The sequence below is a fragment of the Bifidobacterium sp. ESL0745 genome (assembly GCF_029433335.1).
Lineage (GTDB): Bacteria > Actinomycetota > Actinomycetes > Actinomycetales > Bifidobacteriaceae > Bifidobacterium.
In genome coordinates, this window is sequence record NZ_JAQTHX010000001.1 from 1,029,924 (window position 1) to 1,054,895 (window position 24,972).

Sequence of the window (24,972 nt, forward strand, 5' to 3'; positions counted from 1 at the left end):
TATGAATCCAGCTGCCAAGCACAAACGAAACCACTACGATTCCATCAATTCACTGCGCGACTTGTGCGTGCCTGGGCTTGTCGTTCATCAGCTGGTCCATCGTGGGTGCCGCGCTCTGGCGGGCGGCGCGTTCGCTCTCCTCCATCAACAGGTCACTCATGTGCTCGGCGGTGGGGTGCTCAACATCGGCCACAATACGGCCGTCGGCGAAGACGATGGCGCGGTCGGCGTAGGAGGCGGCCACCGCGTCGTGGGTGACCATGACCACGGTCTGGCCGAACTCGCGCACGGAACGCTTGAGGAAGCTCAGCACCTCGGCGCTGGAGACGGAATCAAGGTTGCCGGTCGGTTCGTCGGCGAAGACCACCTGCGGCTTGGAAATCAGCGCACGGGCGATGGCGACGCGCTGCTGCTGGCCGCCGGAAAGCTCGTTAGGGCGGTGTTTGAGGCGCTGGGTGAGGCCGAGGGTTTCGACCAGTGTGTTGAACCATTTCCTGTCGACCTTGGAGCCGGCGAGGGTCAGGGGCATCAGGATGTTCTGCTCGGCGGTGAACATCGGCAGGAGGTTGAAGCTTTGGAAGATGAAGCCGATCTCGTTGCGGCGCAGCATCGTCAGCTGGTTGTCGTTCATCTTGGTGATATCCTGCCCGCCGAGGATGACCTTGCCGCTCGTGACGGAATCGAGGCCGGCGAGCGTGTGCATCATCGTCGACTTGCCGGAACCGGACGGGCCCATGATAGCGGTGAACTTGCCTTTTTCGAAGCCGACGTTGACGTTGCGCAACGCGTGCACGACGTTCTCGCCCGTACCGTAGTCCTTGACCAGGTCGATGGCCTCGACGGCGAATTGCTTGGGCTGCTGCGGCTGTTGGGTCTGGACGGGAGTCTGCTGTACCGGCTGTTGGGTTTGTTGCGGCTGCGCCGACGGGAACAACGGTGATTGCGCTGGTGTCTGCTGGAATTGCTGCGGCTGTGCCGGCTGCGTGGGCTGCTGGTAGACCGGAGGATAGGATTCCGCCGGTTGCTGCGAGTACTGCCTAGACTCGGATCCCGTCGTCTGCTGCGGGCGCTGCTGAGGTTGAGATGCCGATGGCATCTGCTGTGGACGCTGCTGAGGTTGCGGCGGAATGAAGGAAGGTGCCGGAACGTCGGCATTCGGCGTGGTTCCGGTGTTGGCAGCATTCGCATCTGTGCCGTCGCCACCGCCCAGGTCCGGGTTGATGATGCTGCGGAAATCGTTGCCGGCACTGTTGCCGTAGATGTTGTTAGGGTTCATGTGGACTCCTTTGTTTTGAGGTCACTGCTTGTCTGTTACCTCAAATTCTAAAAGAATCCGCCGGTCTTCCCCATCGTGCGCAGGAATGAATTATTACCCCCGTTACACAAGACCAAGAAATTCATACCTCATCCTTGAGGATGATTCCTGTCCGACCTACCCACAACCCACATTAATGCTGGGAAACCGCACATAACTGATAACCAGAGTCCGTTTACCAGCACCCAAGTGTGAAAAACACGTAAGATGCAGGAAAACCGCATATAACAAATCCCCAGATGCCGTTTACCAGCACCAAAGCACAACCATTCATGCTGGAAAACTGCATATAACTAACTTTTAAAGTCCGTCTACCAGCAGCAAAATGGCGTCAAACCGACAAAAAGCCCGTCTACCGACCCAACATCAAAAATGCAGGCGGCAAACGGGTTTGGTTAGCACGTGCGCGAATTACTTGGCGAGTCCGGAGGCGCGCAGGGCCTCGAAGCCGCCCTTCAGATCGTCGAGGATGTCGTCGATGTACTCGGTGCCGATCGACAGACGGATGGTGCCCTGATGGATGCCCTGGCTTTCCAGCTCCTCGCGGGTCTCCTGCGCGTGGGTGGTGGAGGCCGGGTGCACGACCAGGCTCTTCACGTCCGCGACGTTGGCGAGCAGGCTGAACAGGTGCAGGTTGTTGATGAACACGCGCGCCGCGTCCTTGCCGCCCTTGATGTCGAAGGTGAAGATCGAGCCGGCGCCGTTCGGGAAGTACTTCTCGTAACGCTCATGGTCGGGACGGCCGGGGATCGAGGGGTGTGAGACGGATTCGACCTCGGGCACAGTCCGGAGGTATTCGACCACCTTGAGGGCGTTCTGCACATGGCGTTCGACGCGCAGCGACAACGTTTCAGTACCCTGCAGCAGGAGCCACGCGGCGAACGGGCTGATGCAGGCGCCGGTGTCGCGCAGGAAGATGGCGCGAGCGCGGGTGACGAAGGCCGTCTCGCCCAGCGCCTCATAGAAGTTCATACCGTGATAGGAAGGATCCGGCTCGGTGAGTGTCGGGAACTTGCCCGGCACCGCGGCCCAATTGAAGTGGCCTCCTTCGACGATGACGCCGCCCAACGTCGTGCCGTGGCCGCCGATGAACTTGGTGGCCGATTCCACGACGATGTCCGCGCCGTTCTCCAGCGGACGGAAAAGATACGGGGTGGCGAAGGTGTTGTCGACGAAAACCGGCAGGTTATGCTTGTGCGCGATCTTGGAGATGGCCTCGAAATCGGGCAGGTCGGCGTTCGGATTGCCGAAGGTCTCGAAGTAGACGAGCTTCGTGTTCTCCTGGATGGCATCCTCGAAATTCTGCGGGTCGGCCGGGTCGACGAACGTGGTGGTGATGCCGTCGCGCGGCAGGGTGTGGCGCATCAGGTTGAAGGTGCCGCCGTAGATGTGCGAGGAAGAGACGATGTGGTCGCCGGTCTGCGTGATGTTGCGCAGCGCGGCCTCGACCGCCGCCGCACCGCTGGCCAAGGCGAGTGCCGCAGTGCCGCCTTCGAGCGCGGCCATGCGACGTTCGAACACATCCTCGGTGGAGTTGGTCAGGCGGCCGTAGATATTGCCCGGATCTTGCAGGGCAAAACGCGCCTCGGCGTGATCGAAGTCGTGGAAGACGTAGCTGGTGGTGGCGTAGATCGGCACGGTGCGCGCGTCGGTGGCGGGGTCGGCCTTCTCCTGGCCCACGTGCAGCTGGAGGGTCTCGAAATGGTACTTCTTCGGTGTGGTCTCATCGGTCATGTCCGGCTCCTTTATATACGAATATCCAATGTGGTATTTCCCAAGTTCGAGCGTAAACCGGCGGAACGTGCGCGGCAAGCGCGACGCTATCCCGGTAATCTATAACGGCTTGAAAATCTTTGGAATTCAGCCGTTCTATTAGTCACGCATTGATCAAAATCGACTATTCACAATCTTTGGCAATTATTGCCGTGACTTGTTCGGCTTGCGTTTCAGATGGAATCGGTACCCAATTCTCATTTTTCGGGGGTCTTGGCGCGCCAAGTCCCCCATTTTGGACAGAATTGATGGCAAATCCTCTAATTTTGGGCAACTTGGCGCGCCAAGAGGCCCGTTTTCGACAGAATTGATGATCAATCTCCCGATTTCGGGCAACTTGGCGCACCAAGCCCCCCCCTGATTCAGGCAAATTCGGCCATGCCCCTTTCACCACAAACAGCGTATAGCGAATAACTCAAGCAGAGATTTGCGAATTATTTCTCACAAACCCAAGCCACCGCGTCACCTTGCGGACGAAACGGGGCGTGTTTGTCGCCACGAGGTCTACAGTCGTTACCAGCGACGCACCGAGCATTCCCGCCCGGCGACGGACGCCGATATTATTCATAGACTTTCTGAAAGGTCATGAAATGCAAGAAGATACGACGCTCTATGAGCGCGACCCCAAATATATCCCTCGCGTCGCGGCAGTGCACGACATGTGCGGCTACGGCAAATGTTCGCTGACCGCTGCGATTCCGATTCTTTCGGCGTGCGGCTGCGACGTGTGCCCGGTGCCGACGGCCCTGTTTTCGGCGCACACCAAGTTCCCGGTCTATACCTTCCACGACACCACGGATATGCTTTCCGGCTATCTCGACGCGTGGCAGAAGGTCGACGTCCAGCTTGACGGCATCTATTCCGGCTTCCTCGGCTCGGCCGAGCAGGTGGACATCATCAAGCGCATGTACCGCGAATACCCGAAAGCGCTGCGGCTGGTCGACCCCGTGATGGGCGACGGCGGGCAGATGTACCCGACGTATTCCAAGGAAATGTGCGACGCGGTCAAGACGCTCGTGGACGGCGCGGACGTCTTGATGCCAAACCTCACCGAGGCCAGCATTTTGACCGGACGCGATTATCCGGGACAGAACCTCGACGAAGACCAGGCGACCGATTGGGTCGGCGCGCTGCTCGACATGGGCGCGAAGAACGTCGTATTGAAGGGCATCGACCGCGGCGACGGCAAGCTGCGCAACTTCGTGGGCAGCGCGAGCGCCGGGGCTTCCGCACGCGTCGAGCTCGCGCACGACAAGCTCCCCTACATGATCCACGGCACCGGTGACGCCTTCGCTTCAGCGCTGTGCGGCGCGGTGATGGCCGGCAAGACGCTCGGCGAATCGGCGCAGGTGGCCGGCGAATTCGTGCGTCACGCCATGGAATCCACGCGCAACCAGCCCGATTTCGAAGAGCGCGGCGTGAGCTTCGAACTCAACCTCGGCGAGTTGACCGGACTCGTCGGTTGAATGTTTCATTTTCGGCATTAATTATTGGCCGGCCCGCTGCGTTTTCGTTCTGATTTCAAAACTCGCAGCTTGACGGCTTGAAATCGATATCGTCCCTATATTTCGGCAATTTCTTGTTATTCCGCCGAGATATGGGGACGATTTTTATCTCGCTTTAATCTGGCGGAATGCTAGGCGCACAAAACGGACATATTGCATTCCCCGATCTCGCCATTTGCGATATCACGACGAACTGCCGAAACGACTTCATTATCAAGTCTTAAATATCGTTCCAATTTTCGCAGCACCTTTCAACGATGACGGTTCAATCGTCAACTCGATTGTCAACGGCTGACGATTTCAAGGTGTGGATGGATTTGTGGGTGTTCTTGCTTCCACTCACAGAGTTCTCCACCACGAACGCAGCCACTGGCAAAGTTTTCCACCGTTCAAGTCACGACTTGTACACATAGCTATGAAACCATCCACAACGTTAATCACAATTGCATTACAATTATGCCGAATTATCCAGAGAAACGCCGAGAAAAACGAAAAGGCCCATCATTCGACCACAGCACCCGTTTTTTACACGGTAAAAGCACGAACCATGCAACACTCAACTACATGGACACACAAATTTCAGCAGCACAAAGGCGTCGATCCACCACATGCTTCGGAAGCGACACCGATCTTGAAGATACCGACCTTGCCGACACCGCCTCGGTTGGTCTGTTGGCCGAGCTTGAAGAACAACTGATCATGCCCGATCTTTCAGCAAAGCAGCTCGGAAAGATAGGCGAGCAGTACGCAGCGGCATGGCTAGCTCAGCTCGGCTGGCGTGTCTTAGCCAGAAATTGGAGCACCCGTTTCGGCGAGCTCGACATCATCATGATGACCTCTGAACATATCGTCGTGTTCGTCGAAGTGAAAACACGTCGAACTGCACGTTATGGTTCCCCGCAGGAGGCCATCACCCCACACAAACAGGCCAATCTCCACCACGCCGCGGCGCTTTGGCTGGCCGGTCCCGGCAAATCGATACGACGAACCGGCATACGCTTCGACGCCATGTCCATTTTGCTGGAAGGCAACCGGCCGAGAGTCCAACACATACCGGGGGCATTCTGATGGCCATCGGGACGGCGATGTCAGTAGGACTGGTGGGGCTGAAAGCCAACGCCATTCAGATGCAGGCCTTCATCTCACCGGGACTGCCGTATTTCTCCATCATCGGACTGCCAGACACTTCACTGAGCGAGGCACGCGAACGGGTGAAGTCCGCCTGCCAAGCCAGCGGCTTCAGCTGGCCCGAAACACGGGTGACGGTCAACCTCTCCCCGGCCTCCTTGCCCAAACGCGGCTCCTCACATGATTTGGCCATTGCCGTTTCTGTGCTGAGTGCGGCGGGAGTCATCCCCCACAACTGTCTGGCCGACACCATCGTGCTCGGCGAGCTCAACCTCGACGGATCGGTACTGCCGGTCACCGGCGTGCTTCCAATCGCACTCTACGCCCGCGAGCACGGTATCGACCAGATTATCGTGCCACAATGCAATATCAAGGAAGCCCAACTGGTGGAAGGGCTCAGCGTCATCGGAATCCGCCATTTGGGAGAGCTCATCGAGCTGATGGGCGGCAAAGCGAAATACATAATCGACGAAAACCGTAATTCTTCTGAACAATCAGGCAACGACGATGAGGCGAGCCTCGCACCGTCCGTCGGCGATATGGCCGAAGTCATCGGCCAGGAACGTACAAAATGGGCGCTTGAAGTGGCGGCTGCAGGTGGCCATCACCTGCTGATGACCGGACCTCCCGGTTCCGGAAAGACCATGCTCGCTTCACGTATGCCCGGCATCATGTGCCCGTTGAACGAACAGGAACAGCTTGAAGTGGCTTCGATACGCTCGCTGTGCGGCACGCTACAAAGCTATGGCATCAGCGACATTCCACCATTCGAGTCCCCGCACCACACTGCTTCAACGGCTTCGCTCGTCGGCGGCGGTTCGGGCATCGCTGCCCCAGGGGCCATCACCCGCGCCCACCGCGGCGTGCTTTTCATGGACGAGGCACCGGAATTCTCACCACGCGCGCTGCAGACCTTACGTGAACCGTTGGAGTCGGGATATGTTGCGCTTTCACGCTCCAAAGGAACCACCTACTACCCTGCCAATTTCCAGCTCATCATGGCCGCCAACCCCTGTCCATGCGGCTACGGGTATGGCGACGGCTCACGCTGCACCTGTAAGGAAAAGGACCGAATCCGCTATTTCTCAAGACTTTCCGGACCTATCCTCGACCGCATTGACATTCAAGTTGAAGTGCCGCCAGTGGAGCATCTGATGACGGAAAACTCGCGCCCACAGACCACCAGCGAACAGATGAGACACAAGGTCAGCAATGCCCGGCACACCGCCCAGCAGCGTTTCGCCGCCTATCACTGGACATGCAACGCACAGGCCTCAGGCACCTGGCTGCGCGCGAACACCTCGAAGACCGCACTCACCCTTATCGACGAAGCGCTGGAGAACGAGCGATTGAGCCTGCGCGGAGCCGACCGGGCGCTGCGCCTGGCGTGGACGCTGGCTGATCTGGGCGGCAAGATGTCACCCGGTCACGTCGAAATGATGCAAGGCATTGCCTTGCGGACAAGGGAGTCGTGATGAGCACCGACAAGACGAAAAAACTTCTGCCGGACCCCTCAACAGTCTCGGCATCAAAAGACACAATCGAAGCACCCCCTCAAATGATGCGGGAACCAGAGACAACGACAACATCATCTTCAATATCGATAGGAACGATGCCTGAACCGCCATTCACTGCAGAAGCCAGTCCTCAAAAATCGTCTATGACTGATATCGATGACGATACGCTGGCCCGGGCGATCCTCACTTTCTGCATCGACAGCGCCGATGCGCTGCTGTTCGCCACCATCAAAGGAGCCGGAGATGCCGTGACCGCACTGCGGCTTATCGCGGATGAAAAAGGTGGTGCCGCCAACCGTAACAGGCTTGATAAGACGTTCGCCATAGGCACCGCCAAATGGGGAAGAAAAGTCAATGCGCGAGGCATGGGTTCCTTCCATCACGGACTGGAACGTTGGCGAGAACGTCTGCATCAACTGCCGTCAAACGACGTTCATGAGCTCAAAGAATGGTTCACCGTAGACGGGACGCAATGGATCATCGGGCCAGCCAGCCCTTATTGGCCTGTCCAACTTGACGATCTGTCCATCAGAAAAGACTGGGCCTCCCCCTTGTGTCTATGGGGCATCGGCGACCCTGCAGTCTTGACCAGTTGCGCGCATCCGCTGGCCATCGTCGGCTCGCGTGGAGCCGACGACTACGGGCGGTATGCAGCCAAAACCATCGCCAAAAAGGCTGCGGAACAAGGGCATCTGGTGGTCTCCGGAGGTGCGTTCGGCATCGACGCCGCAGCCCATTGGGGAGCCCTGGATGCCATGAGCGGCATCGGCGAAAACGAAAGCGGGCGAACGGTGGCGATCTTTGCCGGAGGTCTCAACCACATCGGCCCCGAACGCAACCAACCCCTGTTCGAACGCATCAAAGCCAGTGACGGAGCCCTTATCAGCGAACTGTGTCCGAACACTATCCCCGAAGCACGACGATTCCTGCTGCGAAACCGCATCATCGCAGCTTTGGCATCCACGGTTGTCGTCGCCCAGGCACGCAGTCGATCAGGCGCTCTCAATACAGCCAATTGGGCGGCGGAGCTCGGCCGCGAAGTCTACGCCGTCCCTGGCAACATCAACATGCCCAGCAATACCGGATGCAATTGGCTCATCCGCGATCAGCGAGCGACCATCCTGACCACAGTCAACGCCATCGACGAAATATGCCACGAGGGACATGCTCCAAAAATAATGCGTTTTGAGCAGAGGACGCTGACACCCAACGCCGATGCAACTGCGGAAAACCAAACATCAATGCCGATATCCGATGCCCCCTTACGTTCCAAGGAGACCAGCCACGATTATGCCAATCAACCACGGCAGCATTCCGATAACCCCACTGTCAACCGAACAAATAGCGTCCTGCGAGTCCCTTTGCCAGACGCGACCAAGACTTCGCAACCTTGCCAAGGCAACGTCACGATGGCAGAATGCACATCCCTACACCCCAAGCCACAACCGGCAGCGCACGAGGCCAAGCCCTCCGACACACAAAAGGAGGTGCTGACAGCCATTCGTCGTTGCAGAAGGCAGGGTGGAACAGCCACTCATGAAACCATTCTTGCGATGCTCAACATGCCAAATCCTAAACTCAAAAATCAATCGAAAACGCCGAACCCCGCCAATACGACAATGCAGCAACAACCATGGGATATCGGCAGACTGGAAAGCGAACTCGGAGAAATGGAACTGTTGGGCATGGTGCGTCTGGAAGCGGGCATGGTGCGTATCACTATCTCGAATAACAGGAAAGTGAACGATCAACAAGCGATCACTTGACCATGTTTGTCCAGATAAGGAATCCGCTAGATACACCTCATCTGCATAAATGCAAGCAGGAATTCAGTCAGTTATCCGCAATCCTAATGGAATGAGAAGGCCCAAGCACTAAGCAGATCGATCGCACAAACCGAAAGGAAAACGTATGGAATCGAACCACTATAATCGAAATGGTCTCAGTTTTGCCACTGGCAACGCTTCAAATCAACGACCCATCCTTTTTCGCCGGCGTTCTCATGTTTGGGGGCAGGAGGCACAAATGAAACACCTTCATCCTCAAGCAACGCCCGTTGCCGATCCGGTCCTCCGAACGCAAATCCGGGAGCCAATGACCCGTCGCGAAAAACCACGCGATGACATGGAATCACGCCGGGTTCAGGATTGGAATGAAGTGCATAGCCCACAAACCTCGCGTTGTGCGGCTTGCCCGCGAGCGCCGCCACCTGGCCATATGTGGCCACCTTGCCTTCAGGTATTTCCTTGACGACATCGTAGACACGTGCATTGAATGTTCCGCTCATACCCTCATAGTAAGAGTGCCTCGCCCATATGGGAAGAGCCAACCTACCCCGCTTCTGCAATGCTCTTGCTGGCCTTGTGCCATAATCGGGGGTATGAGTCCAGAACAAGTTGAAGACATCTACGATGTGGTGATCATCGGCGCGGGGGCGGCCGGATTGTCGGCAGCATTGGGAATCCTCAGGTCCAATGAGGTCAAGACGATGAATGCACGGGGACGAAGTCCGAAGCTGCTGGTCATCTCGAAATTACAGGCGCTGCGTTCACACACCGGTTCAGCTGAAGGCGGCATCGCGGCGAGCCTGGGCAACATCGAGCACGACGATTGGCGTTGGCATTATTACGACACCGTCAAAGGCGGCGATTGGCTGGTCGACCAGGACGCGGCAAAGATATTGGCCGAATACGCCCCGCAGACCGTCGTCAACCTCGAACGCAGTGGCGTGGCATTCTCACGTACCGAAAATGGACATATCGCCCAGCGCAAGTTCGGTGGGCATACGAAAGACTACGGAAAGGCGCCCATACGTCGTGCGGCCTATGCCGCCGATCGTATCGGCCATCAGATCCTCTATGCGCTGTGGCAACAATGCATCGGCGCAGGAGTGGAGTTCGCCGAAGAATGGTATGTCACCGACCTGGTGCTTGACGAGGCTAACAACAGGGCTTGCGGCGTGGTCGCGTTTGACACGCACACCGGAAAGACGCATGCCATCGCCTCCCGCAACGTCGTTGTGGCGACAGGCGGCGCTGGGCGGCTTTTCCACACGACCTCGAACTCATGGGATCTGACTGGAGACGGAATGGCATTGGCACTGAAGGCTGGCCTGCAGCTTGAGGATTCGGAATTCGTGCAGTTCCACCCTACGGGTCTGGCGCATACCGGTATCCTGCTTTCTGAAGCCTCACGTGGCGAAGGCGGTATCCTGCGCAACGCCGACGGCGAGGCCTTTATGGCCCGCTATGCCCCCGAACACAAGGACTTGGCGGCACGTGACGTGGTCAGCCGGTGCATCATGGCTGAAGTCGATGCGGGACGCGGCGTAGCCGACCCAAAGGATCCGGATGGTCCCAAGGATTGCGTGTGGCTGGATATGACCGGCATCGACAAGACACATATGCAGGAGGTGCTTCCCCAAGTACTCGAAACCATTCATGATTACGCAGGGTTGGACCCCAGCAAGGACTGGGTGCCTGTCAAGCCCACCGCGCATTACACTATGGGCGGTATTCCCATCACCACCAGCGGCGAGGTCTACCGCTGGCAGGACGGCAAGCGCCATATTGTCAACGGCCTGTATGCAGCCGGCGAATGCTCCTGCGTCAGCGTTCACGGCGCGAACCGCTTGGGGGGCAACAGTCTGCTCGACGCGTGCCTTTTCGGCACACGCTGCGGCGAATCCATCGCCAGAAACATTGCCGATGAAACCGATGAAGCCGCTGACGCTGAAGAACGGTCTTTGGATATGCAGAGCCAAAGCGCAACCCGTAGCACAGCGGACCAACGCCAACAGTCGATCAAAGACCTGCTGATTTCATCCAATAGCGATCATGCCACAGCCGAAAATGAAAGAAACAGCACTATCACAACATCAACAGCCCAATCAGCTGAAACCAAAGATGGCTCGCTTTCCGTTGCGGATTCACAGACCGCCACATTTACGGTCAAAGAATCAGATAAGGACAACCCGTACCAACTGTTGGCTGACCTTGGAACGACGATGGAGCACGCCGTAGCGGTTCGTTGCGACGCAGACAGCATTGCAAAAGCGCAACGAACAATCACCGACAAGCTGCTTCCTCAGGCACATGCCTTGCATTCCCATTCAGACAGCCCAGCTTTCAATCAGGAGTTAACGGCCATTTTCGAGGTCGACAACCTTATTGAACTGGCACAAGCCATGCTCAACGCCTCGGCTGCACGGCATGAATCCCGCGGCGCATTTTCCCGCACCGATTTTCCGAAACGCGACGATGAACATTTCCTGACCCATTCGATGGCCGATGACAACGGCAACGTGACGTGGCAACCGGTCCACATCGTCGACATTCCGCCGAAATCACGTGCATACTGATTTATCGGGCAAACCGAAACCCATCGGCGAATGGACATCCAACAGGCCACGGTTCGTGGCAGACTGGCAGACGAAAAACACAACGAAGGCAGTGACAATGAGTGAAGATGCGATGCAGGGCATGAATGTGACCATACGAATCCAACGGTTCGCCCCGGCACAGGAGCGTGAGCGCCCCCGCCGCCATTCTTCAAGCCCGTTCGGCAGCAAGGCGCGAGGCGGCAGTCCGTTCGGTTCTTCGCCTTCGTCACGTCGAGTACGCGGCAAACACTGGACGCAAGACTACACCATTGGCACCCGCCCCGGGCAGACCTTGCTCGACTGCCTGCTGAACATCAAACGTGATATCGACCCCACACTTGCATTCCGCTATTCCTGTGGTCACGGCATCTGCGGTTCAGACGCGGTATCCATCAACGGCACACCCACGCTGCTGTGCACTGCCAAAGTCGAGGACTACGCCAAGGCCGAATCGAATCCAGGCAGCGACGCCAATGCAATAGCCGACGCGGGATTCCGCTCCACCACATCCACGGGCAGCAAAAACACTGCCGGCACTGGCGTTTCAAATCCAGACACCAACGCACCATTTGACGGCAATACATATTCACATCCCGATCTCAACGCGGGCGGTAACCAAAGTTCCACCGATGTCAACAAGTCAAGCTCCCTCGCAACGAACCAAGACGTTCAATCAAGCCTCGATATCATCGAAATCGCCCCGCTTCCGGGCTTTCAAGTCCAACGCGATCTCATTGTCGATATCGATCAGATGATGAATCAGATCAAAAGGCTCGAACCCTATCTCAAGGCGGACGGCAAGCTGGCCACCACCAAAGACGGCAAAATCGACATGTTCGAATATCTGCAACGCCCTGAAGCGCTCAAACGATACGAGCTCTTGAGCAACTGCATCTCGTGCGGGGTATGCGAAGGCAGCTGCCCGGTCTACGCCGGCGGAGAGGCATTCATCGGCCCAGCAGCGCTTATTGCGGCTTCCCGGTTCATCAACGACTCACGAGACAATGCTACCGGCGAACGGCTCGATGCCATCGCCACCGTCGACGGCATCACCGCCTGCCAGTCCGTGCGTGCCTGCAGCCGCAAGTGCCCGCGCGGCATCGATGTGGGCGAGGAAATGTGGCAGCTCACCGAACGGGTCAAAAACCGGCAAAACTAGTTCTCTTCATTGGCTTCACTACACCACCTGTGTTTATTATTCAAAGAGACAACCGGTAATACTGGGATGCCTGTGAAGACCAGCATATCGGAAAGTTAACTGTCGCCGCAAAAAAGTACAACACAGGTGGCATCACGAGATTCCGCAATCAGACCTAGCCAAACTTGCTGAAACATACATGTCTCAAGACACCATTTTTCAAAATATTTGCACGACAAAATCGTTGATCGGCCGCCCATCCCCGCCTTTCATTGGGTTTTGGCGATTGCTCGCCGTATCATGAAGACCAGTAATCGGTTGTCGCTATACACGACAAACACTAGAACTGCAGGGTGAAGATGAACAAGACGACATACACGAATATGGCCAAGGTCTGGCAATTCGCCGAAGAATACGCATTGGGGCTCGAAAACGACACTGTGCGCAAAGCCCGCGCCGATGCCGAGGCGGCCGGCCTTCCGCAAGGTTCCGCAGCCCAGGCCAATCTGCTGCGTTTCATCACCCAGACATTGAATGCGACCTCGATCATCAGCGTCGGCACCGGCTCGATCGTCGAAACGTTGCAACTGGTAGATGGTCTGGGCGGTGCGGGCCAGCTGACGGCTGTGGATTCCTCAGCTCGAGGCATCACCATGATCCGTAACCTGTTTTCGGGTTTTTCGGATTCGGCTGACAACCGCACCACGCTGCGCGCCGTCAACACTTCCCCGACTGTGTTCTTACCGCGCCTCAACGCTGGAACCTATGATCTGATCGTCGTTTCCGGCATCGTCTCAAACTACGAGCCTTCCTTCGTTGAAGCAGCGAATCTTCTGAAAGTCGGCGGGCGCATCATTTTCACTGATATGTCAGGCCTCGCCTATCCCAATGACAACAAGCCGGATGTGATGCGCACGTTGCTGACCAATGTAGAGGATGACGAACACTTCGAACAAGCTCTGACCCCGACTGGAACCGGCATGCTTATCGCCGTCAAGCGCTGAATATGAACACTTTTAAAGTCCCGATCTTGACCTATTAGATTCCAAGTTGTCTGAGCCTCAAAAAGAGCAAAGAAGGATGCCTCCGTCCAAAGCCGGATACGCATCCTTCTTTTTGTTTACCATTGGCATTTTGTCATATCGCTATTTTGTCACTCGACTATTTCGTCATTCCGCCGATTGCCAGCCGTACCGCCTCCTCAGGATCATCGGTGAACTGCACCTTTTTCAGATCGTCTTTCGAAATGAGCCCACGGTCGAGCATCGGCCCCTGAACCCAGTCGAACAGTCCCTTCCAGTATTGCGTATCGAAAAGCACCACCGGCTTTGGCGAGGTCTTGCCGGTCTGCACCAACGTCAGGATCTCGAACATCTCGTCAAGCGTGCCAAACCCACCGGGGCAAACGATAAGTGCCGAAGAATACTTGACGAACATCATCTTACGCACGAAGAAGTAGCGGAAATTCATGCCGAGGTTCACCCACTGGTTGAGCCCTTCCTCGTGCGGTAACTCAATGCCCAGACCCACGGAAACTCCACCTGCTTCGGCCGCACCACGGTTCGCGGCTTCCATGATGCCAGGGCCACCACCGGTGATGACGTTAATACCGTTCTGTGCAGCCATCTGGCCCATGCGCATGGCCTGGTGGTATTCCGGCTCGTCCCTTTTCACACGGGCCGAACCGAAAATGCACAACGCCCGTCCAAGGTCGGCAAGTGCATCGAAGCCTTCCACAAATTCAGATTGGATACGCAGCACCCGCCACGGGTCGCCATGCCGCCAATCCTTGCTGTTATGCGTTTTGGCCATATGAGAATCAGCGAAAACGTTATGGGCCGCTTCCTTTGCACCACCGGTATCGAAAGCATCAGCATCATCCGTACCGTCGGAAGCGGCAAGCAGCGCCTGATCCGGGGTCTGCTTCGGAATCATCGACCCGCGCATAAGTACCGATCCGCTGCGATGCGTCTCTCCCAATGGCGAGTGTTCGTCGGTTCCCTTGTCCATTTCACATCCTTTTCGTTATTCGCCGGCCATCTTTCATGCAACCAGACGCGACCAATATTCACACCGGTCATGCTGTAATGCAACAGAACCGGTACCTGATGTATAGCATTCTGCCACACACCGGCAACCAAGGCATCCGTTTCTCTTTCACGAAAGATAACAAAACCACGGAACCGACGATGGCGGCAGAGATGCGAATACAAACACCAACACTTCTTCCGGCGAATTTCTTCAATGACCAATAACCATCGGAACTTCCAGACGTATGGAATCGAGATCAACATCAAAATCGCACGATGATACTTCTGCCAGCCTGCATGAGTTGTTGTAGATTGCCAATGCCAACCGATGCCTGGCGCGGATGGTCCAATCCGTGGCCAGCAAATCGAAACCGATCTCATAGAACTGCCCCACCGGCGTCGGTTCAAAAGACTCGAACGAATCCTTGTGCGCGGTCGCGATCCAGCCACGTGTCACCATGTTCTCCATCTCGCGCGATTTTCGCGGCACACAGACCGGATAGACGGACTTGTCGTCGGCGGACTGGCTGCCCACTGCCTCCCGTTTTTCCTCAAGCGGCACCAGCGCACTCAGATCTCTGCTGACCTGCACGTAATTGCCTTCGCCGTATTCTATCAGCGAGGCGCAGAGATTCGTGTCCCCTGCCGTCGATTTGATGCGCAGGCTGATGTACGGGGTGCCGGAAACGTGGCAATCGTACGGCAGAGGTTCCGAAACGTATAGCAGGCGCTTGTCATTAGGCTTGTCGGATTGAGAGAACGGCACCAGCTCGGGGATTCGCCCGCCCTTGATCGTGGCGATATGAAGGGGCTTTGGCGTATCGGAGATATCGTTCTGCGCGTCTGCAGATACGTTCGCAAAGCTGTTCGTGGACGTTTTCGCCCCTGTAGCATCTTCCGCCACAAGACCAAACACAGTACCGAACTCTGTCTTGGCACCGCCCGCATTGTTGGCTTGCCCCTCAGCAGATGTATCCGTTCCGACATCTGCCACAACATCGGCATCCGCATCATTCAGCACGTTGAGTGTCCCGAGACGCGCGTCTCCGACTCCACTGCGAACCCCGAACTTGCGAATCCGCGTCCCCGGCACCGGCCAACTCGCGTAATTCTGCCAGTTGCCGTTGTCGTCCTCCACACAGACTTGAGGCTCATCCATAATGCCGTTGTCGATGCCTTTGAGCCAGTAGTCGAACCAACGTTCCAGCGTCTTGAGCCAGACAACATTACGCACGTCGAACGGGTCATCGTGGCCATACTGGTGCAGCCACATCTTGCGCGGGACATCCGCCTGCCCCAGCGCCTTCCAGTAGCCGCTGACCTGGTTCATCATCACATTGAGGTCGTGGGTGCCGTGCACCAGGAACACGCTGGCCTTGAAATCCTTGACATGGCTTCGGTAGTCGCGTTCCCGCCAGAATTCGTTGTAGGAGCGGTGCAGCTTGTCCGCACCGTCATGCAACCGCTGCCATCCTCCGTGCGAATTGAACCGCTGCAACCGTCCTTCGGCCGCGGTCTGCAAGGTGACGGCGAAATTGTCCGGCTCGAACCAGCCGCCGTCCGCATCGTCGCCGTCGAGCAACGCACCTTGGGGATGATACCAGTCGTATTGGCTGGAAATGGCGGAGATCGGCACGATGGTTCTAAGCCCTTCCACCCCGGTGGCGGCCATGCCGTTGGCCACCGACCCGTCGTAGGATTTGCCGATCGCCCCGACCAGGCCGGAAGCCCAATCCGCTTTCATCTCGCTTTGCGGCGAGCGCACATCACGTGTCGAATAGCCCTTGAGCCTGCCGTTGACCCAGTCGACCACGGCGTTGGCGCTGGCCACGTCCTGCGGCCCGCCGATATCACAGAAACCTGCGGAACGCGAGGTGCCGGCGGTGCTTAAGAGCACGACGGCATAGCCACGCGGCACGAAATAGTTGTCATACAGGAACGGGAACCGTACCAACGGGCTGTTCCATGGGTCTTCAGGATGGGCATATACGATTTTCTCGCCATGCCGATCATAAAGTTCGTAATACGGACTTGCGTCCATGATGACCGGTATCTTCGCGGTGCCATCCAGTTCGCGCGGCCGGATGATATCGGCTCGGATCAGATCATTGCGGCCATCCTTGTCCTCATCGCCCGGCAACTCGATGTAGACGAACTCACGAATGGCATCCTCAAACGAAAACCGTGCCTCACTCATATCTCTTGTCCTTCGCTCGTCGCGACTTCTTCGTATTTAAAGAATACAGGACGCCCTTCCGATTAGTCATACTCTATTAATATGACTAATAGATAATTATTTCGTTGGCACCTGTAAACGACCGACACTTCGAATTTCGACACTGCGAAGGATAAAATCACGCTTCGATTCGCCTGCTGACGCTCAAACCTTTTCACAGGACCCCATAAACAACCCACAATTACGAATTCAGCACTTTAATAAGTGCCGGGATCGAAGGAATCGCGCCTCGTCGGCCGAATCATCTCGCCAATAACCGGTCCAGATCTTTGACGACTTGCGCATTGCCGCCGGCTTCGCGCATATCTCGGCTCATCACCTTGACACGTTCGGCAATTCCCCTGTCGGCCATGGCTTTCGTCGCAGCTTCATCGACGGATTGCGCCGAAATCGACCGCTTATCGAGACGAACGCCCAAACCCAGCTCTTCGAGCCTTGCAGCAACCGTCGGCTGGTCGTCCGCCATCGGCATCGCAACCAGCGGAACGCCGTAATACAGAGCCTCATTGACGCTGTTCATCCCGCCGTGAGTCAGGAACACCGAGGCCTTACGAAGCACAGAAAGCTGATCCACCGATTCGTAGATATGGATATTGGACGGAATCTCGCCCAACTTGCCACGATTGAAATTATGGCCGACGGAAAGGATGACCGTGACATCCTTGCCTCCGAATGCGCCGACAACGGCACGATAGAACGGCAGGAACGTATTGAAAATGGTGCCAAGCGAAGCGTAAATAATCGGCTTTCCATCGCTTTTCTCCAGTACCGATGCCAAATCGGCGCTCGGCTTCTGGTCTTCTCTGCCGTCCAACGAAGGGCCAATGAATTTATATTGTTCCGACGGGAAGGAATCGCCGTCGATCTGGAAGGAACGTGACGTGTACGTATAGGTTAACGTCGGCGGGTTGTCGACCATTTCGCTGATGAAATCCTCGGTCTTCATCAGTCCCCTGCGCCGAGTACTTGCCGACATGAGGCGCAGGAACTTCTTGCTGCGCAACACCGATGTCAAATGGAATCCCTTGCTGGCACCGGCGAGTCGGTTGAGAATGTCGCGATTGTAGCAGAACGTCGAATACAGACGGATTGACGGAAGCCCCAGTTTATCCGCCAACGCCTTGCCGGCAACCAGCAGACCCTCATAGAGAAATGCGTCGAAATGCGATTCGCGGCCTACCCGCAATACCGTATTGTCGGCCTTTTCAGGTGCCTGAATCGTACGTTCGAACTTGCCGGGATTGGCAGAATAATCGTCATAAGGCACAAACGTCGCCCCTGACGCTTGAACCTGCCGCTTCCATCGTGGATCACAGATATAGGTGACTTCCCAGCCGTCGGCGACCAACGCCCGGACCGTTGCCAGCGTCGGGTTGATATGCCCCTGATACGGCATGCACACCATCAAGAGCTTGCCGCGGACAGGCTGTTTGGACTCCACCACTTCCCCATCTTCCTCGACAGGATTTCCCGATGCGTTCATGCGTGATCTTTCTATCTCTAATTGACCTATTCATTGTTAACAATAACTTCTTCATCGTAGCATTACCGAGTTGGGCAATCGTCATGATTCCCGATTACGAAAGCATATCTTTTCTTGCCCATACGCTTGTCAACCCCAGTTACGAACGCCGTCAATATCAACAGAATCAACCTTTCGGGCATTGCAGAACATCAATGCAATTGAAAAATCAAGGCTTCTCGATATGAGATTTGAGATTCTGCCAATTTTTATTCATTGCAGTTCATCCATGCCGGATTTGTACCAGAGAACGGCTATGTTGACGCGTTCTCGTGCATCGAGCTTGGCGAGGATACGGCTGACTGTCTTTTTGACGGAATCCGGCTGGATACTCAAGCGTTCCGCGATTTCGGCATTTGACAAACCCTCACTTACCAACGAGGCGACCTCGAGCTCGCGCTTACCCAACGTCATGAATCGGGCGCGCAGTTCGGCTTGTTCGGCTTTGACATTGGCTTTGGGAATCCCACGTTTGATCACCTCGCCGGTGATGCGCGGCGTCAGAATCGCGTCGCCTTCGTAGACCGAATGGATTGCGCGGCACAGATCGGCCGTATGCACATCCTTCAGTAGAAAACCGGAAGCGCCCGCGCCCAACGCCCCGAACGCGTAATCGTCCTGATCGTAGGTGGTCAGCATCAGAATCTTGATATTCGGACAACGCTGTTTGATGGCTGCAGTCGCGTCGATACCGTCCATAACCGGCATCCGCACATCCATAAGTATTACATCAGGCAATGGCTCATTGGCCGCACTCAACGAAGCGAGCATATCGAGTGCCGTCTGCCCGTTTTCCACTTGTCCGACCACCTGGAGCTCGCGGTCTTTGGCGACCATCAGCGCGAACCCCATTCTGGCCGGACGCTGGTCGTCGACGATCATGACGCGAATCATCTCTGCTCACCACCTTGCGACTGCTTACTGGCGAAACCCATCAACGAAGGAATGTAGGCCTTCACCGTCCAGCCATCGGCATCCGGACCAGCGGCAAACGTGCCGCCTACCCTTTTGACGCTTTTCTTAAGTCTTGCCAATCCCGTTCCGTCACTATATTCGCCGGACTTTGGCCTGTTTTTGCCGCTTTGGCGAGATTCCACCTCACCGATATTTTCATCGTTGAATTGCGCAGGCACATGCTTGTCGCTCTGATCGAATTCTACAGAGCCATCTCCGTCACCAAGTTCAGAATGAACTGTTTCCGCTTTGCCATCTTGCTTGACGGATGCGACGGAATCCTTTCCAGCCTCGATATCAGAACGTGACTTGTCAGTTGATTTCCCGTTGTCACGCACAGCAATGGCAATGCCGCCTTGCCCGTCGTGATCCCAAGAAACAACGATTCTATCGACTTCCTGCCCATGCCGAATCGCATTGGTAATACACTCACGAGTGATACTGAAACTCAAGTCTGCCTGCTGCGGATTTTGCGGCCGACGTCCGGTTTCCGTCAAAGCCGTGGTGATACCGATTTGTCGGGAATGGTCGAGAACGGGATTGATATCGTCCCAGCCATGAAGTCTGCTCAAAGAAAATGTCGTATAAACACCATTTTTGGGGTTAGGGCTGCAGTCCTGTCTGTCGCTGTTATCTTGAACGATATTCCCGTTTCGCTTACCATCATCAGATTTTTCGATAGTTTTACCTATCGGGGAATCCCCAAACTGGCCATTCCCAGCGATTCCAACATTCTGTTCGACATCCTGCCGATTTCCCGCAAACACATCTTTATCGCTATCACCACGATTATCCGGCTGTAACGCCTTTACAGCAGTTCTCGTATCCGCAAGTCCCTGCCGAGCCAAATCGTTGATCATGCCGATGGCATCGTTCATCTCAGGCTTGTCGCTGACGCCATCCAAGCCTTCGGAAAGGGCGATGATGGCGGTCAGATCGTGGCCGACACTGTCGTGAAGTTCCGCTGCTATACGCGACTGCCTCATGGCCCTATCACGCTCCAAAGCCAATTTTTCGCCACGTTCCTGCGCGTCTTGCAACGCGTGCTCGGATTGCCTGCGTTCTCGAAAGTTCCGCACTATCAGTCCGGTTGCGACGAACACGACATAAAGCAAAATGAATGGATACAAAAAGTTGGTCAATCCGGCATCTTGGTGCCATATGGTCGCCAAAACTACGCCGCCCAACCCAAGTAGGCCGGCAGCAACGAGCCCGCATATCCGCAACGGTAGGCTTTCGATTCCCGCCGCCGCAAAATACAAGGCAATCGCCCACGGCAATGACAGATAGCTGAACGCCGAACCATACAAAGCCGAAACCGACAGGAACAAAGCGGTTTCCAGCAGCAATATCCACACCGGCCAATGGCGGCAGAACCATATCCCGATCACCGCCGCGACGACGATAAGAACGAATGACGACATCGCCCATGCGCTGACTGCCATCGCCGATCGCAATGTCGGATTCGCAATACCGGGCGCCAGAAGCAGGCGGGTCACAATCACAGCCTCGTACAGGGCGCAGAGCACTGCAAGGGCGTGAGCACCATTCATCTGGCCCCAAGCCCGTCGCATTTGACCCGTCAATTTCGTCGCGCTCATATCATCCCTCCCCATCGACTGCCGTTTCATTCCGTCTGTTTTGTTCATTCCGACCGTTCTATCAGTGCCGCCGATTCCATTATGGCGGATTTGGCGTATAACTTCGAGGTTCATCACACAGCTTTACGGGTCAGCTTGCGGAAAATCAGCCCGCCTACGATGACCCAGAACGCGGCCATCAGTGTTGCCGCCATTATGGAGCTGCTCGACACGATATTACCGAGATCGCGTGCGGCCGAAGCACCGGTAATTAACGAGAAAGGATAAATCAGCGTCAACGACGGAACAATAAGCGAAAGCACACATCCGAACAAAGTGAGTACCAACACTACGCTCATGGTGCCGGCAAATGATTCGAATTTCGTCGAAATCGCCTGGGTCAAGGTCATAATCGCCCAGACCGCCAACATCATCGGAACGCCACGAAGCAGGAACGGGCCTACGTCACGCAAGTCGAAACCGAGAATCACCTTGCCGACTATAAGGAATTCGGCCTCGAAAACCGCGACAGTCAGTAACGAGGCCAACAAGCCATGCAGCATCTTGCCAGCAATCGCCGTCGATGCCGTGCCACTGGCGTTGAGACGCTGCCAGTTGCGGCCGACGTGCTCGTTGGATTCAATCTGTGAGGCGAACGCCGCGACCAGAATCGGCATGAACACCATGCTTGGCAACAGGATGGCCTGCCCCCAAACCGCCGCCCACGTCACGCCTTGGGCTTCAAAATCCTTGCGATAGTCGACATATTGGCTGAACCCGTTGAACATGCCGATGAGGTCGAAGAGCACTGTCGCGATCCAGTACCACAAGTTGCCCGCCTTGCGTATTTCCCAGCGGAACGCCGCCATTACGGAAGGTTTGGGTAGACGCTTTGCCGCTTTTCTGTTGCCATCAGTGAATCTCGGAGAGACCACATTAGGCGTATTCTGAGCGTTGCTCATCGGCCCGTTCATTGCCACTTGCCTGTTCATCATCGTATTCCCGTTCATTGCCACTTGCCTGTTCATCATCGTATTCCCGTTCATTGTCGTCTGCCGTTGCGCCGTTGCTGACCTGTTTGCCATCGACAGATTGTCGGAAACGGCCTGTCTATTCGCTTTCAAGGTTCCATTCATAATCGCTCGATTATCCGGTATTGTGTTGTCGCCTGTCACGACGAGCCATCTGCCATTCCGTTTGCATTCATCGTCTTGACTCCTTTATCTTGATCATTAACATCGAAACAATCGTCCAAATCACACAAGCGACAAGACTGGCCACCACGCAAATCCACGGGTTGCCGACCATCGTCACGCTGGCGTATCCGTTAGACAGAGCCTTGCTTACAAAGGGATCAGCGGCAGAACTGATACCGGCGGGAAACAGCCAGCCGAGTTGCGGTTTGCCCATCGGAATCAGTCCAGAACCGACCAGACCGGCAATCACGGCGATGCCAAGCCCCACGGCCTGTTTACCGACGACCATGGAAATCAGCAATTGGACAGCCGTGACCGCCAGCGACGCAAGCAATGCAACCAACGACGGCACCGCCAACAATGTCACAAAACTTCCGACAAAGCTGAAACCCTTCGCTCTCGCTGCCAGTGGGATCCACACCAAGGGAATAATGAAGCACATCGCAAGCGCCAGCCCCGCAACGATAAACTTGGCGAGGAACCTCATTGCTTCCGATTGGCCTAACGACAGCCATTTGAGGTCCATCCGCCCACCCGTTTCCATCACCGACAGGCGACTGGTCAGCAGCGCGGCCAGAATTGGCGCCAACAGACTGATGGAAGTGTACGGATCATTGGCCGCAAGCGCAATGGTTTGAGTCAGCTGATTGCCGCCGGCCCGCTTCATGAATGCCGCGCCCGACCACGCGGAAACCAGAAGCGCCATGCCTGCCGCCATCCACCAGAACGATGACCCTTTGAGCTTGCGCAGTTCCATACGAATCGCCGTGAACAGGCCAGCTTCCCTGCGGATTGCGTTACCAGTTCCGCTTCTTCGTGGATTCCGGATCGGCATATTGTGATACCGATTGTCGAAAGGACTGCAACTCATTGCCTTCTCGTTCATCGCGCACCTCCTAGCATCCGTACGTTGCTTGCCGAATGCGACAGAAAAATCAGAATAGGTTGATTGCAATACCAATTGTTGCGAGTATTGAAATTCATCGCGCACCTCCCAGAACCGGCATCCCGGAATTGTCCAAAGATGACCGGGGTCCAACAACATCATGCTTCGTCACAGTCTGCACATTGCCGCTATACGCCGGCGCATTCCCATATTCCGCCGCCATCGTCCCTTGGCCCATGCGATCAATGCGATCGCTCTGGCTACTTTGCGATTGCTGACCCTGCGGACTTTCCACCAATTCAAGGAACGCCTCCTCAAGGCTTTTGCGCTCGGAAGCGACGCGGTAGACCGCAATGTTTCTATCAACCATTTGCGAGACCAAACCGGCAATCCGCCCATCTGCACATTCCGGAATCTGCAACTCGCTTGTTTGCGGGATGAACCGATAGGCCATGCCGTTTTGGCTGAGCAAGTCCGCGGCACTTTTCGGGTCAGAGACGCGGATGTCGATATGACCCTGTTCGCGCAGATTGTCCAAGGAACCTTGATACAGCAGACGACCGGAAGCGATGATGCCGACCACCGGCGCCATCTTCTCGATTTCGGAGAGGATATGGCTGCTGATGATGACGGTGACCCCTTCACAGGCCGCCAGATTCATGATCATCTCGCGAACCTCGACCACCGCCTCAGCGTCCAAACCGTTCGTGGGCTCGTCAAGCAGCAACAGCTCCGGCCTCGAAATCAGCGCCATGGCGATACCCAAGCGCTGCTTCATGCCCAGCGAATAGTCCTTCGCCTTCTTGTCCTCGTGGCCTTTCAGACCGACCTGAGCCAAAATTTGCGTCGCCGCGGAAGTCGGCAAACCAAGATAGTCCGCCACCATGCGGCAGTTGTCCAAACCGGACAAGCCAGGATAGAAACTCGGCCCTTCGATCATCGAGCCGACGCGGCCGGGCTGGATGCGGTGGTTGGCACCACGTTTGCCGTCAACCTGTTGCCCCAGCATCCACATCTGCCCGGAGGTCGGCGAGGTGAGCCCCAACAGCAGCTTCATCGTAGTGGATTTACCGGCACCATTGGGCCCGAGCAGGCCGTATATGCCTCCCGTCGGTACTTTGAGATTCAGCCCATCCACCGCTCTGAAATCCCCGTATGCCTTCATGAGGTTCTGGGTAGCCACGGCCAGTTTCAGCTGCGTTCCGGATTGCCCGTGATTCTTGTAACCATCGACGTTCATCGTTCCGCCTTTCCAGGTAAGTACTTCGTGCACTTCCCATACAAGACGAGACAGTTCGCTGCGACAACGCAAAACGGAAAACTGTACCCCCAAGTGGACATAAGATCAGTGAGGAAAGTACCTTTTAGACTGTAACTCACCGCTTTTCGCACTGGCTCCTGGTTTCACTGCGGCGAAAAGCACCATTTAAGGCACAATTTAGTGCTTTTCCCACTGAGTCATTATTCCGATGAGATGAGAAGCATTGCGGGGTTATAGGCAAAAATTGAGTATAACCAGAAACATCCGGTGCCCGATAAACCGTCGCAGTACCGTCTGCTGAGCGCAGGAGTGAGTTCGAAACGCATTATAAGAGCTGGACACATGGCACAAGAATTGAAAAATCCGCAGAACCATGCGATTCTGCGGATCAATGTGCGCACGGCAGGATTCGAACCTGTAACCTGCTGATCCGTAGTCAGCTGCTCTAATCCATTGGGCTACGTGCGCAGTGTCAAAAACCTTGTTTTTGACAACTCATCTAATATAACGTTTCATCTCGATTCTCGCAAGCATAGGCGTGTCGCGCAAG

Annotated in this window: 18 protein-coding genes and 1 tRNA gene; 7 read left to right on the forward strand and 12 right to left on the reverse strand. The window is 55.9% G+C overall.

Translation table 11 applies throughout. From position 1 onward, the window contains the following. Positions 1 to 49 precede the first annotated feature (49 nt). Entirely contained in the window at positions 50 to 832 is a 783-nt protein-coding gene (locus tag PT275_RS04005) for an ABC transporter ATP-binding protein (protein ID WP_277153655.1), read from the reverse strand. Between the two features lie 894 nt (positions 833 to 1,726). Then, positions 1,727 to 3,049 (reverse strand): O-acetylhomoserine aminocarboxypropyltransferase/cysteine synthase family protein, encoded by a 1,323-nt coding sequence (locus tag PT275_RS04010; protein WP_277152562.1) that lies wholly within the window; start codon positions 3,047 to 3,049, stop codon positions 1,727 to 1,729. 629 nt (positions 3,050 to 3,678) lie between these two features. Between PT275_RS04010 and PT275_RS04015 the strand changes: the two genes are divergently transcribed. The 4 genes from PT275_RS04015 to PT275_RS04030 all read left to right on the forward strand — a co-directional run bounded on the left by PT275_RS04015 (position 3,679) and on the right by PT275_RS04030 (position 9,004). Then, entirely contained in the window at positions 3,679 to 4,554 is an 876-nt protein-coding gene (locus PT275_RS04015; protein WP_277152564.1) for a pyridoxamine kinase, read from the forward strand. 603 nt (positions 4,555 to 5,157) lie between these two features. Then, positions 5,158 to 5,661 (forward strand): YraN family protein, encoded by a 504-nt coding sequence (locus tag PT275_RS04020; protein ID WP_277152566.1) that lies wholly within the window; start codon positions 5,158 to 5,160, stop codon positions 5,659 to 5,661. Further along, the gene (locus PT275_RS04025; RefSeq protein ID WP_277152569.1) at positions 5,661 to 7,196 is read left to right on the forward strand and encodes a YifB family Mg chelatase-like AAA ATPase; all 1,536 of its coding nucleotides are present in this window, start codon (positions 5,661 to 5,663) and stop codon (positions 7,194 to 7,196) included. The genes PT275_RS04020 and PT275_RS04025 overlap by 1 nt, the downstream gene beginning before the upstream one ends. Before the next feature lie 185 nt (positions 7,197 to 7,381). Next, positions 7,382 to 9,004 carry a DNA-processing protein DprA gene (locus PT275_RS04030; RefSeq protein WP_277152571.1) on the forward strand — a complete coding sequence of 541 codons (1,623 nt, stop codon included), beginning with the start codon at positions 7,382 to 7,384 and terminating at the stop codon, positions 9,002 to 9,004. Positions 9,005 to 9,180: 176 nt separating this feature from the next. Here the strand turns inward: PT275_RS04030 and PT275_RS04035 are convergent, their stop codons facing one another. Continuing rightward, the gene (locus PT275_RS04035) at positions 9,181 to 9,525 is read right to left on the reverse strand and encodes an MGMT family protein (RefSeq protein WP_277152574.1); all 345 of its coding nucleotides are present in this window, start codon (positions 9,523 to 9,525) and stop codon (positions 9,181 to 9,183) included. 93 nt (positions 9,526 to 9,618) lie between these two features. Between PT275_RS04035 and PT275_RS04040 the strand changes: the two genes are divergently transcribed. The 3 genes from PT275_RS04040 to PT275_RS04050 all read left to right on the forward strand — a co-directional run bounded on the left by PT275_RS04040 (position 9,619) and on the right by PT275_RS04050 (position 13,761). Then, positions 9,619 to 11,598: an FAD-binding protein gene (locus PT275_RS04040; RefSeq protein ID WP_277152577.1), complete on the forward strand. Its 1,980-nt coding sequence runs from the start codon at positions 9,619 to 9,621 to the stop codon at positions 11,596 to 11,598. A 97-nt stretch (positions 11,599 to 11,695) separates the two neighbouring features. Continuing rightward, positions 11,696 to 12,778: a 2Fe-2S iron-sulfur cluster-binding protein gene (locus PT275_RS04045; protein WP_277152579.1), complete on the forward strand. Its 1,083-nt coding sequence runs from the start codon at positions 11,696 to 11,698 to the stop codon at positions 12,776 to 12,778. Between the two features lie 338 nt (positions 12,779 to 13,116). Beyond that, positions 13,117 to 13,761 (forward strand): methyltransferase, encoded by a 645-nt coding sequence (locus PT275_RS04050; protein WP_277152581.1) that lies wholly within the window; start codon positions 13,117 to 13,119, stop codon positions 13,759 to 13,761. A gap of 157 nt (positions 13,762 to 13,918) precedes the next feature. Here PT275_RS04050 and PT275_RS04055 read toward each other — a convergent pair whose 3' ends face one another. The 9 genes from PT275_RS04055 to PT275_RS04095 all read right to left on the reverse strand — a co-directional run bounded on the left by PT275_RS04055 (position 13,919) and on the right by PT275_RS04095 (position 24,890). Beyond that, positions 13,919 to 14,767, reverse strand: a complete 849-nt coding sequence (locus PT275_RS04055) for a TIGR00730 family Rossman fold protein (RefSeq protein WP_277152583.1) — start codon at positions 14,765 to 14,767, stop codon at positions 13,919 to 13,921. Between the two features lie 231 nt (positions 14,768 to 14,998). Further along, positions 14,999 to 16,984 carry a CocE/NonD family hydrolase gene (locus PT275_RS04060; protein ID WP_277152586.1) on the reverse strand — a complete coding sequence of 662 codons (1,986 nt, stop codon included), beginning with the start codon at positions 16,982 to 16,984 and terminating at the stop codon, positions 14,999 to 15,001. A 280-nt stretch (positions 16,985 to 17,264) separates the two neighbouring features. Beyond that, positions 17,265 to 18,506, reverse strand: coding sequence for a macrolide family glycosyltransferase (locus tag PT275_RS04065; protein ID WP_277152588.1), 1,242 nt, complete (start codon positions 18,504 to 18,506; stop codon positions 17,265 to 17,267). 252 nt (positions 18,507 to 18,758) lie between these two features. Beyond that, entirely contained in the window at positions 18,759 to 19,439 is a 681-nt protein-coding gene (locus tag PT275_RS04070; RefSeq protein ID WP_277152590.1) for a response regulator transcription factor, read from the reverse strand. Next, positions 19,436 to 21,100, reverse strand: a complete 1,665-nt coding sequence (locus PT275_RS04075; RefSeq protein WP_277152592.1) for a histidine kinase — start codon at positions 21,098 to 21,100, stop codon at positions 19,436 to 19,438. Before PT275_RS04075 ends, PT275_RS04070 begins: the two co-directional genes overlap by 4 nt. Before the next feature lie 113 nt (positions 21,101 to 21,213). Beyond that, complete coding sequence (locus PT275_RS04080; RefSeq protein ID WP_277152594.1) at positions 21,214 to 22,164, reverse strand: ABC transporter permease; 951 nt, start codon at positions 22,162 to 22,164, stop codon at positions 21,214 to 21,216. Between the two features lie 118 nt (positions 22,165 to 22,282). After that, a complete protein-coding gene (locus tag PT275_RS04085; protein ID WP_277152596.1) occupies positions 22,283 to 23,161 on the reverse strand; it encodes an ABC transporter permease in 879 nt (292 codons plus the stop codon). 94 nt (positions 23,162 to 23,255) lie between these two features. Continuing rightward, the gene (locus tag PT275_RS04090) at positions 23,256 to 24,401 is read right to left on the reverse strand and encodes an ABC transporter ATP-binding protein (RefSeq protein ID WP_277152598.1); all 1,146 of its coding nucleotides are present in this window, start codon (positions 24,399 to 24,401) and stop codon (positions 23,256 to 23,258) included. Positions 24,402 to 24,816: 415 nt separating this feature from the next. Further along, positions 24,817 to 24,890: transfer RNA gene (locus tag PT275_RS04095), tRNA-Arg, on the reverse strand. Positions 24,891 to 24,972: the final 82 nt, after the last annotated feature.

Excerpts from the sequence above, each read along its gene's own strand:
- PT275_RS04045 (WP_277152579.1), top strand. The coding sequence starts at position 11,696 with ATGAGTGAAGATGCGATGCAGGGCATGAATGTGACCATACGAATCCAA.
- PT275_RS04055 (WP_277152583.1), bottom strand. The coding sequence starts at position 14,767 with ATGGACAAGGGAACCGACGAACACTCGCCATTGGGAGAGACGCATCGC.
- PT275_RS04010 (WP_277152562.1), bottom strand. The coding sequence starts at position 3,049 with ATGACCGATGAGACCACACCGAAGAAGTACCATTTCGAGACCCTCCAG.
- PT275_RS04025 (WP_277152569.1), top strand. The coding sequence starts at position 5,661 with ATGGCCATCGGGACGGCGATGTCAGTAGGACTGGTGGGGCTGAAAGCC.
- PT275_RS04015 (WP_277152564.1), top strand. The coding sequence starts at position 3,679 with ATGCAAGAAGATACGACGCTCTATGAGCGCGACCCCAAATATATCCCT.
- PT275_RS04085 (WP_277152596.1), bottom strand. The coding sequence starts at position 23,161 with ATGAACGAGAAGGCAATGAGTTGCAGTCCTTTCGACAATCGGTATCAC.
- PT275_RS04030 (WP_277152571.1), top strand. The coding sequence starts at position 7,382 with ATGACTGATATCGATGACGATACGCTGGCCCGGGCGATCCTCACTTTC.
- PT275_RS04075 (WP_277152592.1), bottom strand. The coding sequence starts at position 21,100 with ATGAGCGCGACGAAATTGACGGGTCAAATGCGACGGGCTTGGGGCCAG.
- PT275_RS04020 (WP_277152566.1), top strand. The coding sequence starts at position 5,158 with ATGGACACACAAATTTCAGCAGCACAAAGGCGTCGATCCACCACATGC.
- PT275_RS04040 (WP_277152577.1), top strand. The coding sequence starts at position 9,619 with ATGAGTCCAGAACAAGTTGAAGACATCTACGATGTGGTGATCATCGGC.
- PT275_RS04050 (WP_277152581.1), top strand. The coding sequence starts at position 13,117 with ATGAACAAGACGACATACACGAATATGGCCAAGGTCTGGCAATTCGCC.
- PT275_RS04070 (WP_277152590.1), bottom strand. The coding sequence starts at position 19,439 with ATGATTCGCGTCATGATCGTCGACGACCAGCGTCCGGCCAGAATGGGG.
- PT275_RS04035 (WP_277152574.1), bottom strand. The coding sequence starts at position 9,525 with ATGAGCGGAACATTCAATGCACGTGTCTACGATGTCGTCAAGGAAATA.
- PT275_RS04090 (WP_277152598.1), bottom strand. The coding sequence starts at position 24,401 with ATGAACGTCGATGGTTACAAGAATCACGGGCAATCCGGAACGCAGCTG.
- PT275_RS04080 (WP_277152594.1), bottom strand. The coding sequence starts at position 22,164 with ATGGCAAACAGGTCAGCAACGGCGCAACGGCAGACGACAATGAACGGG.
- PT275_RS04065 (WP_277152588.1), bottom strand. The coding sequence starts at position 18,506 with ATGAACGCATCGGGAAATCCTGTCGAGGAAGATGGGGAAGTGGTGGAG.
- PT275_RS04060 (WP_277152586.1), bottom strand. The coding sequence starts at position 16,984 with ATGAGTGAGGCACGGTTTTCGTTTGAGGATGCCATTCGTGAGTTCGTC.